Raw genomic sequence first — 14,433 nt, forward strand, 5'->3', positions numbered from 1 at the left:
CTAGGCGGCACACACCTCGCCGCGCCTAAAACGCTTATAGCTAGAACAAAGTTTAACCACCAAAGGTCAACAGGCCCTGGCACTTACTTTCCCACCAGCCCTTCCTGGGGGCTGGTTTACCGCATTACGTTCATCACCCTCCCACTGGAAAAACATCTGTCTCATTCCTAATCTTTTATAAGGCATTGAAAGTCTTTTCGGGCGGGGAAAACAATGAGATACATCTTCATACTCACTGCGTTGTTGATGTTGTTGAATGGTTGCGACAGTCAGAACTCACCCAAAACAGATCACATGGAGGAAGCACCCACTCAGTCCCTAAAACTTGTTCTTTCAAGCCATGAGGGTAGTGCAAGCGCAGAAGCTGCGCAGTACTTTGCATCTTTGGTGAAAGAAAAATCCAAAGGTGAACTGACTGTCTCTACGTCGTTTAAGACGGACAACGCCAGCGAACGGGAGTTGATTGCTTCCGTCCAAAATGGCGATGTGGACTTTGCCGTTATTTCCAGTTCCAAGATATCTTACCTTTCCCCTGCACTTGAGCTGTTTGATTTACCCTTTTTCTTTACCAACCAACAGCAGGTCAAGCAAGTTTACAGCAGTCCCACAGGCAGACAGTTACTCAGTAAACTCAACGAGGATGACATTCATGGAGTGGCATTCTGGGACGGAGGCTTCAAGCACCTTGTCACCACATTCCCTTTGGAAAGTGCCTCTCAATTTGATGGGCGTCGTTTCCGTGTCCCAGAAAGTACAACCATCCGCCAGCAATTCGCCTCGTGGAGCAGTCTAGCCATTCCCGTGTCCGATGAAATGCTCACTCAGGCCTTTACTAATGGCGACTTGGACGGTGAAGAGATCACACTCAGCCAGTTATCAGCACGAAGGATGACCGGACAAGATATTTACCTCACCCATCACGGTCACCAAACCCTGATACTGATTATGTCGCCGAAAACCAAAGCAAAACTCACCCAGTTACAAAAAGAGACCATCAAAAGCGCCGCCAATATCGCCACATCTTTCCAGTACGAAATCGCACGTCGAAAAGACAACATTGCGCTAGCAAACCTAAAAGAAGAAGGAATCACCCACAAACCAGCGACACCGTTATTGGATTGGATGAAGCAAGCTTCTTCGGGTGTTATGGAACAAAAAAGGATGTATATCGGCACTGCAATCATCGAACAGGTACTTCAAGGAAAAGAGAACTGGAGCCACCTTCACCCCGACAAACTCATCGTTGCACTAGATGCCGATATGATCGGTGGTTCGGCGATTTCAGGTTTATCTATTCGCCGTGGCATTGAGCTTGCTCTGGATGAAATAAACCAAAATGGTGGAGTGTTAGGTAAAGAGGTGAAGCTGGTTGTCAGAAACAACTCCATGGTTCCCTCGCGGGGTCTGGATAACATCAAAGTCTTCGCAACGTTGCCAAACCTTCTCGCGGTGTTTAGTGGTATCAGCAGCCCTGTCGTGCTGGCAGAGCTGGAATTACTCCATGAACACAAAATTCTCATGCTGGCTCCCTGGGCGGCAGCCACACCGATTGTCAGTAATGGTCAATCACCCAACTTCGTTTTCCGAGTCTCAGTCAGGGATGAATATGCTGCCCAGTTTTTGCTCGATGGTGCTCTGGGTGTTTCTGAAAAAGTCGGCTTCCTGCTGGTCAATAATGGCTGGGGAAGAAGCAATTTTGAAGGACTGACAAAGGAAATGGAAAAACGTTCGCTTGCTCCCGTTCACATGGAGTGGTTTGACTGGGGCGAGAAAAACATGGAAAACAAAGTTAAAAATCTCGTCCAAAAAGGCGTTGAATCCATCATTTTTGTCGGTAATTCTGTGGAAGGTGAAAAATTTGTCAGTCACTTAGCCAAGCATCCAAACCCACCGATTGTATTTTCACATTGGGGGATCACTGGTTCAGAGTTCGCCCACCGCTCTAAGCAAGCGCTCAAAGCCGTCGATCTTCGGGTCCTACAAACCTTCACTTTCGTAGAAAACGACACTCCCGCTGCCAAAGTGTTGACGCAGAAATATCATCAACGTTATGGCACCAGAGATGAGTCTGATATCTATGCCCCATCTGGCACCGCACATGCCTATGACCTGATGCACATGCTCGCTATTGCTGCAGAGAAAGCTGGTTCAGCCGACATGTCCGCTATCCAGAAAGAGCTGACTAAACTGGAACGATACGATGGGTTGATGAAGCAATATCTCTCTCCTTTCGGCCGGGGCATGCAAGACGCGCTGACCGCTGAGGATTATCTGTTTGCTTTCTATAAGGACGGGAGCCTTTACCCCCTTAAGAGTGATCGCTAATGGCATCAAAAACCAGTATTGCCACACGCTTTTCCAGACATCTGCTTTTACTGCTGGTTTCTTTCCTACTTGTCATCGTGGGCGCCACTACGATCATGGAAATATTTCGTGTCGAGCGACAACTACAAAGCAAGCTCCATTCAGAAGCTTTCAATACGCTAAACCTACTTGATCTAGAACTGAAGACCCAGCAGCGGGCGGTTTCTCGTACAGCGCAAAGCCAGCTTTCCATTAATAGCCTAATTAATATTGGCAGCGGACAATATTACTTCCACCACGCGTTGGAAGATCTCACGCTATATACCGCCATCGAAGACGCGTTGCTTTTTGACTATGTCGGGAATGCACTCGATGAGAGAGAAGAAGATGTTAGATGGTATAGCCCTAAGCTAGTGACAGAAACGCTGACCTCAGGTCGTGGACACGTCAAATTCATCAACGGAAGCTTCTATATTATCGAGCCCATTAGTTATTACTACGCCGTTCAGGGCGGCATCATTGCAAAAATTAATCTGGACAAACTCACTGAGGGCGCGCTGGCAAACCTTAGCCATAACTATGCTCTCAAGATCCATCAAAAGTGGGGATATACAGAAGGTAACCTCGATTCTCTGGGTATCCGAGTATCAATGCAGCCTACTCAAAACATGTTAATCAGCAAGTTCGACATATCCGTCACGATGAACGAGCCTTATATTTCCATGCTTGGAGAGGTTACCCCCTGGCTGACGAATTTCAGTATCCTGGCGCTCATCGCCATGATACCTCTAGTGATCATTACCCGTCGTCTCGGAAAAAAAATGGCCACCCCCATTGTTGCACTTTCTAACGAAGTTAAAGCAGGAAAATACCCGATTACTACCTCTGCCTCTGATGAGGAATTGAGTACCCTCGCTGAAGCTTTTAACCATACCACTCGGGAAATTAACCGGATCAACGAGCTTAACATCCAAGAAGAGCGTCAATCTGGGCAAAGCCAAATCATTGCCATCGTAGACACAGTTATCGATGCCATCATAACGATCAACACCAAAGGCTATATCGCCACGTTCAACCCCGCAGCAGAAAGGCTTTTTGGCTACAGCGTTGCGGAAGTGGTGGGTGAAAAAATCAATATATTAATGCCACAGCACTTTGCTAGAGAGCATGATGCTTATCTTCATAATTATCTCTCCGGTAAGGAAGCCCGAATGATCGGCGTGGGAAGAGAGGTCGTCGGCCGCCGTAAAGACGGCACAACCTTCCCGGCTGAACTCTCAGTAAGCCCCATGCGTGTGTCAGGACAACAAATGTTTACTGGCATCATCCGTGACATCACTTCACGGAAACAAGATGAGGCGATGAAGAACGAGTTTGTGGCTACTGTGAGCCACGAGCTTCGTACACCTTTAACATCAATACGTGGTGCTCTCGGATTGATCCTCGGAAAATTTGCCGATGAATTGCCTCCAAAAACGCAGAAAATGCTCTCCCTCGCACTCAGAAACTGTGAACGCCTGACTCTGCTTATTAACGATATTCTGGATATCGAAAAGCTAGAGTCCGATCAAATGGTGTACAGCTTCCACCGAAATAATCTCTACAGCATCATCACCCGTTCGTTAGAAGACAACGAAGGATATGCACGCCAACACAAGGTCTCGTTATCGTTTCATGCCGACATTGAAAATGCCTATATCAATGCCGATTCGACAAGGCTTCAGCAGGTGATGGCGAACCTGCTTTCCAATGCAATTAAATACTCCAGCGCCGGAAGTACCGTGACCGTTTCTCTCTATCTTCAAGGCAAAGCCTATCGGGTAGAAGTGACAGATACCGGTGCAGGTATTCCCGCTGAGTTTCATCAGCAACTCTTCGAACGTTTTTCCCAGGCAGATAGCTCTGATACCCGCCAAGTCGGAGGGACTGGCCTCGGGCTTGCGATTACCAAGTCCATCATTGAAGCCCATAAAGGTAACATCGACTTTTTCTCCACACTTGGTGAGGGTTCGACCTTCTTCTTCAGCCTTCCTAGCGACAGTGCACAACCAAACAATCAACGACTCCAAAGCGGCAGACTCTCTGCCTTTCAAATGCTGTTTGTGGGATCTGATGATCAGCTAGTTGGCGAACTCAGGAATCAGTTCTACCCCGAGTGCGAAATATCAACGGCAGAATCGGTATCGCGAGCCAATCTGGCGTTAGGCCAGCAACCCTTCGAGCTGGCGTTGGTGGAGTACCCCTTCCCAGAGGCTCTGGATAAGCTGATGGATCAACTCAGTCGACGCCATATCCCCGTTGTTCTGCTCACCCACGGGGAACAGGATGTACCCGATCTCAGTATCGTGATCGCCGCCCATAGTATTGATACTCTGAACATCAACGGTCTTAAATCTGAACTGCGTCTTATACTTAAGAAAGGGTTTCCTAGAGAGGCGATGTGATGGATAAGCCAATTACCGTACTTTACGTTGAAGATGATGAAGATATACGTGATGTGGCAGAGCTCGCACTGGAAGGTGACGACTTTATCCTCTTGTCATGTGAGTGTGGCGATGTGGCGCTCGAAAAAGCCGCGTTATCAAGCCCTGATCTATTGCTGTTGGATGTGATGATGCCAGACATGGATGGTCCCACCACGCTCAAACGGTTAAGAACCATGCCACACCTTGAAAGTACACCCGCTATCTTTATGACCGCCAAGGTTCAGCCTGCAGAAGTGAAAGCGTATCACGAGTATGGCGCCATCGGGGTCATCAGCAAACCTTTCGACCCCATGTTACTGGCAGATGAAATCATGAAATTAATGGAAGGGCGCCGTGTATGAGACCTTCGCAAGTCAAAAAGTTTCAGGAGCAACAGGCAAAATTCGCCAAGAGCGTCATCAATCGTACAGAGCGGATAAAAACGCTTTGGAGCAAGATCCAAGCCCAGAAAGCGTCAGATTGTTGTGAGCTGGAAGAACTGGTAATGGAAGCCCATAAACTCGCCGGCACAGCGACAACGCTGGGCTTTGTCGATCTTGGAGAATGCGGCCGTGACATTGAAGTATTACTGAAACCGCACATTGAGAACAAAACGCTGCCCATCGGTGATGAAGATATAGAACGCCTGATTTCAGGCATTGACGATATCGCCAAAATCGAACCCAAACGCCCTGATGATTTAACATACGGTGAAGTAACCTTACTTCACGAGCAAGACCGTACCAAGCAACTGGTTTACGTGGTTGCAGAAAATCCTGAAAATGCCACCGAAATGGTCGAACAACTTCAGTATATCGATTACGAAGTAGTAATGTTCGCAACAGCTCCCGAACTTAAAGTCGCTCTCGATCAAGAGGCACCTTCGGTACTGATTGTTGACCTTGATGACTTTAAACTCCTTGATGAAATCACCAAAGTCTGGCGTAAAAACAGCGGAATCCCTTTGGTCGTGCTGAGTGCAACAGAATGCTGGGAAAGTCGCCTGCGTGCCGCCAAAGCTGGTGCATTTACCTTCTTCCACAAACCCGTTGAGTATGACGATATCCTCGGTTTACTCGACTCCCTCTGGGAAACCAACAACGCTCAATACCGGGTATTGATCGTCGAAGATGACCGAACCCTTGCTGAGCACTACTCAATTGTGCTGCAAGGCGCAGGTATGAAAACCTGCATAGTAGACAGTCCAGATCACCTGCTCGATGAGTTGGGCGAATTTCACCCTGATCTGGTGTTAATGGACCTCTACATGCCGAATTGTTCAGGTGTTGAAGCGGCCAGTGTGATACGCCAACATGCGGCGCACACCAATGTACCGATCGTGTACCTTTCCGGTGAAACAGACTTGAAGCTTCAGATGAAAGCGTTGCAGGTCGGCGCGGATGATTTTCTGACTAAGCCGATTAACGACTTACACCTGACACAGGCTGTCTCCATTCGTGCCCGCCGTTTTCGAGCGCTAAGCGCCATGATGGACAGAGACAGTCTGACCGGATTGCTCAATCACTCCAACCTGAAAATGGCGCTGGAGCGAGAGCTTTCCCGCGCCAGACGTCATAAGTCTCCCGTCAGTTTTGTGATGATTGATATCGACCACTTCAAATCCATCAATGACAAGTACGGTCACCCTGTCGGTGACAAGGTCATCAAGGGTGTCGCGCGCTTACTCAATTACCGCTTCCGCAAAACTGATACCAGCGCCCGCTATGGCGGTGAAGAATTCGCGCTGATCCTGCCCGACACGCCCGCTGATATCGCGCTCAGGTTGATTGACGAATTCCGCAGTACGTTCGCCAAAACGCCGTTTTCAAACGGCCCCGAAACATTCACTGCCACCTTGAGTGCGGGCATCGCGACATTTCCCGAGTTTGATTCTATTGAGGGTCTTATCGAAGTGGCCGACTCTTCACTCTATCTGGCAAAAGAGCGGGGAAGAAACCGTGTGGTAACCCATGTTGAACTAGGGAACAGTGACGACCCTCAGGAGAAAAACACCGCGTAACACTCTGATAGTATTTCATTAGGCCTTTGTGAGAGTTTTGAGAGAAATCCGCGAAGGCTTCGCCATTTTTTCGCGCCATGCTTTGAAGAATTCAACGCACAGGGAGCGAAAAATGAAAACCTTACTTCTCAGCATGGCAATGGGCGCAGCATTCACCGCGCAGGCCGCCAACGTCGATGTAAAAATCACCAATGCCACCGATGGCATTTATTTCACCCCACTGATTGTTGCTGCTCACAGCCCGGACGCGTATCTGTTCCGCACCGGCGAAGCAGCATCTGCTGATGTTGAAGCCATGGCAGAAGGTGGCGATATTTCTGGTCTGGTTGCACTGGCTGCAGGCTTGGGCGCCGATGTACAGGCCAACCCGGCAGAAGGCATTCTGGACCCAGGCGCATCAACTTCCACCACGCTTTATGCAAATCATGGCGATGTGCTTTCTATCGCTGCGATGTTGCTACCTTCTAACGATGCATTTATCGGTGTAGACAGCTGGAAAATCCCAAAGAAAAAAGGCACCTATGTCATCAAAGCCAACGGCTATGACGCAGGTACAGAAGCCAATGATGAGCTGGCTGGCAGTGTTCCTAGGCCACCTTTCATCACTTTCGGTGAGGGCGGCACGGGCGTAGATACCGAAGTAGCAAACAGCACAGTTCACATTCACCCGGGCAACCTTGGTGATACTGATGCGACAGGTGGTCTAAGCGACTTTGACAGCACCAAACACCGTTGGCTCAACCCAGTTGCCATCATCACCGTCACCGTTTATTAAGGAGGGCGCAGTATGTATCGCTTTGCTCTCATTGGCGCAGCAGCGCTGGCACTGACTGGGTGTCAATACACGGTCACCGTAGAAAACCTGACGGATGCGCAACCTATGTCTCCGGTCGCGCTGCTGACCCACAGCAAAACCAACACGCTGTTTGAAGTTGGCCAACCGGTTTCTGTTGCACTGGAAAAACTGGCGGAAGGTGGTGATAACAGCGATGTTCTTGCTTATGAAGAACTTCGCCACGTGGAAGATGCTCTCTCTGGCGCATCGCCGCTTCCTCCGGGCGCATCAGAAAGCTTCACTGTACAACTGAACCGCAAGAAGACACGTTACCTTTCTGTGGCATCTATGCTGGTCAATACTAATGATGCCATCGTGGCCGAGTCTGATATCGACCTACGTAAATTGCGTCCAGGTCAAAGCATCACCATCACATTGCCAGTGTGGGATGCCGGCACAGAAGCTAACTCGGAAACCCAAGGCACCATTCCTGGGCCCGCTGCAGGTGGAGAAGGCTTCAATGCTGCACGCGATGATGTAGACCGTCTGCGCATTCACCCTGGCGTGCTATCCGCTGATGACGGATTAGAAGATTCAGTATTGAATTACCGTCACCGGTTTCTGAACCCAGGCGCGAAAGTCACCATTAAACGGGTTTGGTGATTCGTCCCCACCAAAGTACAAACGGGCACTGTTAAAAGTGCCCGTTTTTCTTTCCAGTCACGTATCTATACCCAAACCGAGGATGTTTTGGGATGTGTTAAGCTGTTCGAAAGGATTATTCATGCGGGAGTGTCAGTGCTGAGTTTTATCGAATCACAGGAAAGTGTTTTCCGTTTGCTGACTTTTTTTTCCATTTTTGGTGTCATGGCAGCTGCAGAATGGCTGTTCCCAAAGCGAATCCTGACGGTCAGCAAAGCGAAACGCTGGCTGAACAATATCGCCCTGATGATGCTCAACACCGCGGTGCTGCGCGCTATTTTTCCTCTCGCCGCGGCTGGTTTCGCCGCTTGGTGTGCCCATGAAGGAATCGGTTTGTTCAATGTGTTTGATTCACCACTTTGGCTGTCGGTGATCCTCAGCATTGTCCTTCTTGACGGTATCATCTGGTTTCAGCACAAACTCTTTCACACTGTTCCTTTGCTTTGGCGTTTGCACGCGGTTCATCATGCTGATCGGGATTTAGATGTCACCTCCGGCGCCCGCTTCCATCCGATTGAAATTCTGCTTTCCATGCTGATCAAGTTTGCTGCCATTGCGCTGTTAGGCGTGCCGGTAGTTGCCGTGATTTTGTTTGAAGTGATACTCAGCGGTATGGCGCTGTTTAATCACAGTAACGTGGCCATTCCCTTGTCGATAGACCGCTGGCTACGCAAAGTGGTGGTGACACCGGACATGCACCGCGTGCATCACTCTATTCACCGCTACGAAAGTGATTCGAACTTCGGCTTTAATCTTGCTATCTGGGACCGGCTGTTCAACACTTACCGCGCGCAACCCGAGGAAGGCCATTACGGCATGACCATTGGCATTAAAAACCAACGGGAAGAAAAGCATGTGGTGTGGTTAACAGGTCTACTGGCCTTGCCATTTCGCTTATTTAAACGCGCACCAGAGAACAAACAGCATAATAATTCCCTCTGATTCAGGACTGGATGCCCATGACTAAAGTGATCGTCACTTCGCTTAACCCTGCCAAAATTGCCGCTGTTGAAGCTGCCTTCAAAGAAGTATTTCCTAACAATGATATGACATTTGAAGGTGTGTCTGTTGCCAGCGGTGTACCGGATCAACCCATGACCAGCGAGGAAACGCTGGCAGGCGCCAGAAACCGCGTCCATAACGCTAAAAAGGTGGTTGATGGTAATTTCTATGTGGGCGTGGAAGCTGGGCTTGACGCTCCTTACACCTTTGCCTGGATGGTGGTGGAGTCTACCAATCGTATCGGTGAGTCACGCTCTGCATCCGTGCCTTTGCCACCCGCCGCACTCCAAATGTTAGATGAAGGCAAAGAGCTGGGCGATGTGATGGATGAAATGTTCAATGAGCAAAACGTGAAGCAGAAAGGCGGAGCGATTGGCATGCTGACCGGGCATCTGCTGACAAGAAGCTCGGTCTATCATCAGGCGCTGATCCTTGCCTTAATTCCGTTTATAAATCCGGAGTTGTTTCCGACGGAAGATAACTAAAGAAGACCTGGGTCCTGCAGACGACATTGAATAAAAAAGCGGCACTGCTAATAGGCAGTTGCCGCGCATTTCTTTTCCCTAGGACCTGCTCTTCCTAGGATCTTATCTTCCTAATCTTTACTTATCTAAGAGTTCAAGCAACCACTGCTTTTGCGCATCATCCAGTTGCTTCAATTCGTTAGAGCCACGGGTGATGGTAGCAATGCCTACGCCAAGCATCTGACTGAGTTGTCGCTGGCTCACCTCACCTTTTAACAACTCGTTGAGAATATTGACCCGGGCAATCAGCGCGCTGCGCTCGTCGGGCGTCAGCAACATCTTCAAGAGTTTAGCTTCGTCCCCGTTGTCACTTGCTCTGTGGATCAAATCCAGCACATCTTGCCAGTCAGAATATTCCGGCGTCGCTTTCATGGTCACCTCGTAGAAATCGGTACTAATAACGCCGTCATTATACTCCAAGTCTCTCTGTTTCTTAGACAATCATGACTCAATAGCGACGATTAGACTCACTTTCTGTCAGGAACTGTAGTGGTTGACCCAGTAACTTACGGTAGTAGATGTCGTACATCAGCACGTTCTGCACGTAACCTCGCGTCTCCCGGAAAGGAATGGCTTCGATAAACGCAATGGCATCCAGATTCCCATCAGACTTCTCCAACCAGCGAGTGGCACGGTGAGGACCTGCGTTGTAACCGGCGAACGCCAAGATGCGGTTTTCATCAAATTGATCAAGCAACATACGAAGGTACCCACTGCCTAAACGGATATTGATACCCGGATCGTTCAGTGTGCTCTTACCCAGATAACGGAAACCCAGCTTCTTCGACGTTTCCTTCGCCGTCGCCGGCATGAGCTGCATTAAACCACGTGCGCCAACAGGCGATACCGCGCGGGTGTAGAAGGCACTCTCCTGACGCGACAAAGCCAGCAAAGTCGTCAGTGGAAGTTCACGCTCTTTACTGAAAAACTCAAACCACCAGCGATGCGCCACTGGGAAGCGGTATTCCAGGTGCCCCCAGAGCTTTCCGGCGATCGTTGCCTGCACAGACAGGTGATACCACTTTTGGTCTGACGCATACGCCGCAAGGTTAGCTTTCTGATCCCTGTCTGCATTGCGGAGGATGTATTGCCATTCGCGTTTCGCGGCGGTGATTTTATCCAGCGCCAGCAGCTCATCGACGCGCTTCAAGGCTTTGTTGAAAGGCGCTAATGCTCCCGGATTAAGCGGTGTAGTTTGGTAAGGGATATCAATCGGTTTACCCAATTCGTCTGCGGCCGCAACACTGTAGAAGTTACGCTCCCCAATCATGGATTCAAAAATCGCGTTGGCTTCAGCTGTATTACCCGCCTCTTTCAGCACACGGGCTCGCCAGTATTTCCACTTCAGCGAGTCACGCTCCTTTTCAGACATCACATCAATCCAGCGGCCGACGTCTTTCCAATCCGCTTCCACTATGCTCATGCGCACACGGCGCTCCAGAAGCGACTGATTCACTGACTGCTTAAGCTGCTTATCACGCCAAGCGGCAAGGGATGCATCTTCCGTCGACATCAAACGACCAGCAAGATAGTCCGCCATCTCCTGACGTTCATGCTTGTCGTAATGCTGACCTTCAACCGTGCGTTTGAACTGTTTCACCGCTTCTTCAGAATTACTGCGCGCAAGGCGCTCAAAGGCTATGCGGGTCAGGTGTCGGTTAAACGTGGTGACTTTGCTTTTTTTGGAGAAATCCGCCACGCCTTGAGGTTTGTTATAAAGCGCCAGGACTTCTTTGGCCTGACGCTTGGCGTGAGTAGTCGTGAGTTGCTTCTGAAGATAGGTCATCAACGACTTGTTGCGGTTATCAAATGCCAGCAACATGCGCTCAAGCACCAGGTTATCCGTCAGCTTGCCATTAGCTTCAAGGTAATCAAACAGCTTGTCGCACGCCCTATCGACAGAGGATCCGGACAGGTACAGGGATTTGGCACCAGACAAAGCCAGTGCTTTGTCGCCTGCCTTGCTGTGTGCATAGTAGTAGTTACACTGATAACTCTCGCCGCGCGGCACAGTCTGCTGAAAAGCCACCAGCTGCGACCACTTACCTTGTGAGGCCAATGCACTGATGTGGCGCGCCCGAACAGTGCCAGTGAAAGGCAGATCTTCATATTTTTTAAGAAATGCACTCACTTCGTTGGTGCTGGCGCCATTGATATCACGCATAAAATCGCGATAGTCGAGATAAGGATAAAGCGGATAATCCTTCACGTTTGATTTGAGGCGCGAAAACGTCGCCATGTCGTTGCGCTCAATCGCAGCAATGGCTTTTTCGTAACGGGTACGTTGCTCGTCGATCGTGAGTGCGTTGGCAGGCAAAACACTGCCAAGCAGGAGCGCCATGCCAAGAGGCGCTGCGAGATTAAATCTATCCACTGACTTATTATACGCTTTTGTAATTATTGATTTTTTACTTAGTAGCATTCAGATGCTTCTCCCTGGCGCACTTAGCTTTAAGCTTATACCCAATCCATCGAATGAGATGGAAAATCAGGCCTGTTGCACCTTCTTCTATATATCAAACTCCCTGACCTCCCGCCGCAAAGAAACTGTTACTGAAAACGACAAACGGGAGCTCGGGCACGTGAGACGGAAGCATGCCTCTCTTTCTTTTGTTTTTCCTAACAACAAATGGTTCCCAAAACTATACTCTGACCAGCTCAAAGTCTGACCTTAAAGCGGTTTGAGACCTAAGGTCTGTTGATCTTTGATGATGACTTTTGCAGCAAAATTTAATCAACAAAGGTCAACAGACCCTTGGGTTGTTACAATGCATCAACGAAGCAGGTAGAATATCCGGCTAATCATTTCCATTTAGTGACAAGAGAACGCGAGCAGAATGGCTGAGTACGTTTATACCATGTCGCGCGTTGGCAAAATCGTGCCACCGAAGCGTCAGATCCTGAAAGACATCTCTCTGTGCTTTTTCCCGGGTGCCAAAATCGGCGTATTGGGTCTAAACGGCGCAGGTAAATCCACCCTTCTACGCATCATGGCGGGTATCGATACCGATATCGAAGGTGAAGCGCGTGCACAACCTGGCATCAAAGTGGGTTACCTGCCTCAGGAACCAAAACTGGATGAAGACAAGACGGTTCGTGAAACTGTGGAAGAAGCGGTTTCTGACGTGGTTGATGCCCTGTCTCGTCTTGATGCTGTTTACGCCGCTTATGCAGAACCAGATGCAGACTTCGACGCGCTGGCAAAAGAGCAAGGCGAACTGGAAGCGCTGATCCAGGCAAAAGACGGTCACAATCTTGATAACGCCCTTGAGCGTGCTGCGGATGCACTGCGTCTGCCAGAGTGGGATGCGAAAATTAAGCACCTGTCTGGTGGTGAGCGCCGCCGTGTCGCTATCTGCCGTCTGCTGCTTGAGCGCCCAGACATGCTGCTGCTCGACGAACCAACGAACCACCTGGACGCAGAATCTGTGGGCTGGCTGGAACGCTTCCTGGTTGATTACAACGGCACTGTTGTGGCTATCACGCACGACCGTTACTTCCTAGATAACGCAGCGGGTTGGATTCTTGAACTTGACCGTGGTGAAGGTATTCCATGGGAAGGTAACTACACCTCTTGGCTGGAGCAAAAAGACGCGCGTCTGCAACAAGAAGCGTCATCTGAAAAAGCCCGTCAGAAGACCATCGAGAAAGAACTTGAGTGGGTTCGCCAGAATCCTAAAGGTCGTCAGGCAAAATCTAAAGCACGTATGGCGCGCTTTGAAGAGCTGAACACCACTGACTACCAACGCCGTAACGAAACCAACGAGCTGTTCATCCCACCGGGTCCACGCCTGGGTGACAAGGTTATCGAAGTGAATAACCTGACCAAGTCATTCGGTGACCGTGTTCTGATCGACGACCTGTCGTTCAGCGTGCCTAAAGGTGCGATTGTGGGCATCATCGGTGCCAACGGTGCAGGTAAATCTACCCTGTTCAAGATGCTGAGCGGCACCGAGCAGCCAGACAGCGGTTCTGTAGAAATGGGTGAAACCGTACAACTGGCGTCGGTTGATCAGTTCCGTGACAGCATGGACGACAACAACACGGTTTATCAGGAAATCTCTGAAGGTGCAGAAATCATCCGCATCAATAACTTCGAGATCCCTGCACGTGCTTACTGTTCGCGCTTCAACTTCAAAGGCAGCGATCAGCAAAAACGTATCGGTGACTTGTCAGGTGGTGAGCGTAACCGTGTTCACCTGGCAAAACTGCTAAAAGCGGGCGGCAACGTACTGCTTCTCGACGAACCAACCAACGACCTGGACGTAGAAACTCTGCGTGCACTGGAAGAAGCGCTGCTTGAGTTCCCTGGCTGTGCCATGGTTATCTCGCACGACCGTTGGTTCCTTGACCGTATCGCAACGCACATCCTGGATTACCGTGATGAAGGTCAGGTGAACTTCTTCGAAGGTAACTACGCAGAATACAGCGAGTGGCTAAAGCAAACGCTGGGCGCAGCGGCAGCACAACCACACCGCATCAAATACAAGCGCGTGACCAAGTAATCACCGCTTGATTGAAAAAGGGTCACGTCATGTGGCCCTTTTTTATGCGCGAAATCTAATCGTTATTTATTGATTCATTTATAAGACGCGCAGAACATCACGGAGACGAAACGTCGAAGTAGAGATATAACGCCGA

11 protein-coding genes are annotated in these 14,433 nt (G+C 49.6%); 9 read left to right on the top strand and 2 right to left on the bottom strand.

The window, feature by feature from the left end; translation table 11 throughout:
* Positions 1 to 213: 213 nt before the first annotated feature.
* The 8 genes from dctP to yjjX all read left to right on the top strand — a co-directional run bounded on the left by dctP (position 214) and on the right by yjjX (position 9,753).
* Positions 214 to 2,325 (top strand): TRAP transporter substrate-binding protein DctP, encoded by a 2,112-nt coding sequence (gene dctP / locus D515_RS12430; protein WP_002538910.1) that lies wholly within the window; start codon positions 214 to 216, stop codon positions 2,323 to 2,325.
* The gene (locus D515_RS12435) at positions 2,325 to 4,748 is read left to right on the top strand and encodes a sensor histidine kinase (protein WP_002538912.1); all 2,424 of its coding nucleotides are present in this window, start codon (positions 2,325 to 2,327) and stop codon (positions 4,746 to 4,748) included. Before dctP ends, D515_RS12435 begins: the two co-directional genes overlap by 1 nt.
* Positions 4,748 to 5,131: a response regulator gene (locus D515_RS12440; RefSeq protein ID WP_002538913.1), complete on the top strand. Its 384-nt coding sequence runs from the start codon at positions 4,748 to 4,750 to the stop codon at positions 5,129 to 5,131. The genes D515_RS12435 and D515_RS12440 overlap by 1 nt, the downstream gene beginning before the upstream one ends.
* Positions 5,128 to 6,789 (top strand): GGDEF domain-containing response regulator, encoded by a 1,662-nt coding sequence (locus D515_RS12445; protein WP_002538915.1) that lies wholly within the window; start codon positions 5,128 to 5,130, stop codon positions 6,787 to 6,789. The genes D515_RS12440 and D515_RS12445 overlap by 4 nt, the downstream gene beginning before the upstream one ends.
* 112 nt (positions 6,790 to 6,901) lie before the next feature.
* Positions 6,902 to 7,564, top strand: coding sequence for a spondin domain-containing protein (locus D515_RS12450; protein WP_002538917.1), 663 nt, complete (start codon positions 6,902 to 6,904; stop codon positions 7,562 to 7,564).
* 12 nt (positions 7,565 to 7,576) lie between these two features.
* The gene (locus tag D515_RS12455; protein ID WP_002538919.1) at positions 7,577 to 8,227 is read left to right on the top strand and encodes a spondin domain-containing protein; all 651 of its coding nucleotides are present in this window, start codon (positions 7,577 to 7,579) and stop codon (positions 8,225 to 8,227) included.
* Between the two features lie 135 nt (positions 8,228 to 8,362).
* A complete protein-coding gene (locus D515_RS12460; RefSeq protein WP_002538920.1) occupies positions 8,363 to 9,208 on the top strand; it encodes a sterol desaturase family protein in 846 nt (281 codons plus the stop codon).
* Positions 9,209 to 9,225: 17 nt separating this feature from the next.
* Positions 9,226 to 9,753, top strand: coding sequence for an inosine/xanthosine triphosphatase (gene yjjX / locus D515_RS12465; protein ID WP_002538921.1), 528 nt, complete (start codon positions 9,226 to 9,228; stop codon positions 9,751 to 9,753).
* Positions 9,754 to 9,870: 117 nt separating this feature from the next.
* On the opposite strand, the gene trpR is transcribed toward yjjX, so the two are convergent.
* Positions 9,871 to 10,164 (bottom strand): trp operon repressor, encoded by a 294-nt coding sequence (gene trpR, locus D515_RS12470; protein WP_002538922.1) that lies wholly within the window; start codon positions 10,162 to 10,164, stop codon positions 9,871 to 9,873.
* Positions 10,165 to 10,240: 76 nt separating this feature from the next.
* Complete coding sequence (sltY, locus tag D515_RS12475) at positions 10,241 to 12,214, bottom strand: murein transglycosylase (RefSeq protein WP_002538924.1); 1,974 nt, start codon at positions 12,212 to 12,214, stop codon at positions 10,241 to 10,243.
* 415 nt (positions 12,215 to 12,629) lie between these two features.
* Between sltY and ettA the strand changes: the two genes are divergently transcribed.
* A complete protein-coding gene (gene ettA / locus D515_RS12480; protein ID WP_002538926.1) occupies positions 12,630 to 14,297 on the top strand; it encodes an energy-dependent translational throttle protein EttA in 1,668 nt (555 codons plus the stop codon).
* Positions 14,298 to 14,433 lie beyond the last annotated feature (136 nt).

This window comes from Grimontia indica, from assembly GCF_000333895.2.
GTDB classification, from domain to species: domain Bacteria; phylum Pseudomonadota; class Gammaproteobacteria; order Enterobacterales; family Vibrionaceae; genus Enterovibrio; species Enterovibrio indicus.

Coding starts and splice junctions, on each gene's coding strand:
- D515_RS12445 (WP_002538915.1), top strand. CDS start 5,128: ATGAGACCTTCGCAAGTCAAAAAGTTTCAGGAGCAACAGGCAAAATTC.
- trpR (WP_002538922.1), bottom strand. CDS start 10,164: ATGAAAGCGACGCCGGAATATTCTGACTGGCAAGATGTGCTGGATTTG.
- sltY (WP_002538924.1), bottom strand. CDS start 12,214: ATGCTACTAAGTAAAAAATCAATAATTACAAAAGCGTATAATAAGTCA.
- D515_RS12455 (WP_002538919.1), top strand. CDS start 7,577: ATGTATCGCTTTGCTCTCATTGGCGCAGCAGCGCTGGCACTGACTGGG.
- yjjX (WP_002538921.1), top strand. CDS start 9,226: ATGACTAAAGTGATCGTCACTTCGCTTAACCCTGCCAAAATTGCCGCT.
- D515_RS12450 (WP_002538917.1), top strand. CDS start 6,902: ATGAAAACCTTACTTCTCAGCATGGCAATGGGCGCAGCATTCACCGCG.
- ettA (WP_002538926.1), top strand. CDS start 12,630: ATGGCTGAGTACGTTTATACCATGTCGCGCGTTGGCAAAATCGTGCCA.
- dctP (WP_002538910.1), top strand. CDS start 214: ATGAGATACATCTTCATACTCACTGCGTTGTTGATGTTGTTGAATGGT.
- D515_RS12440 (WP_002538913.1), top strand. CDS start 4,748: ATGGATAAGCCAATTACCGTACTTTACGTTGAAGATGATGAAGATATA.
- D515_RS12435 (WP_002538912.1), top strand. CDS start 2,325: ATGGCATCAAAAACCAGTATTGCCACACGCTTTTCCAGACATCTGCTT.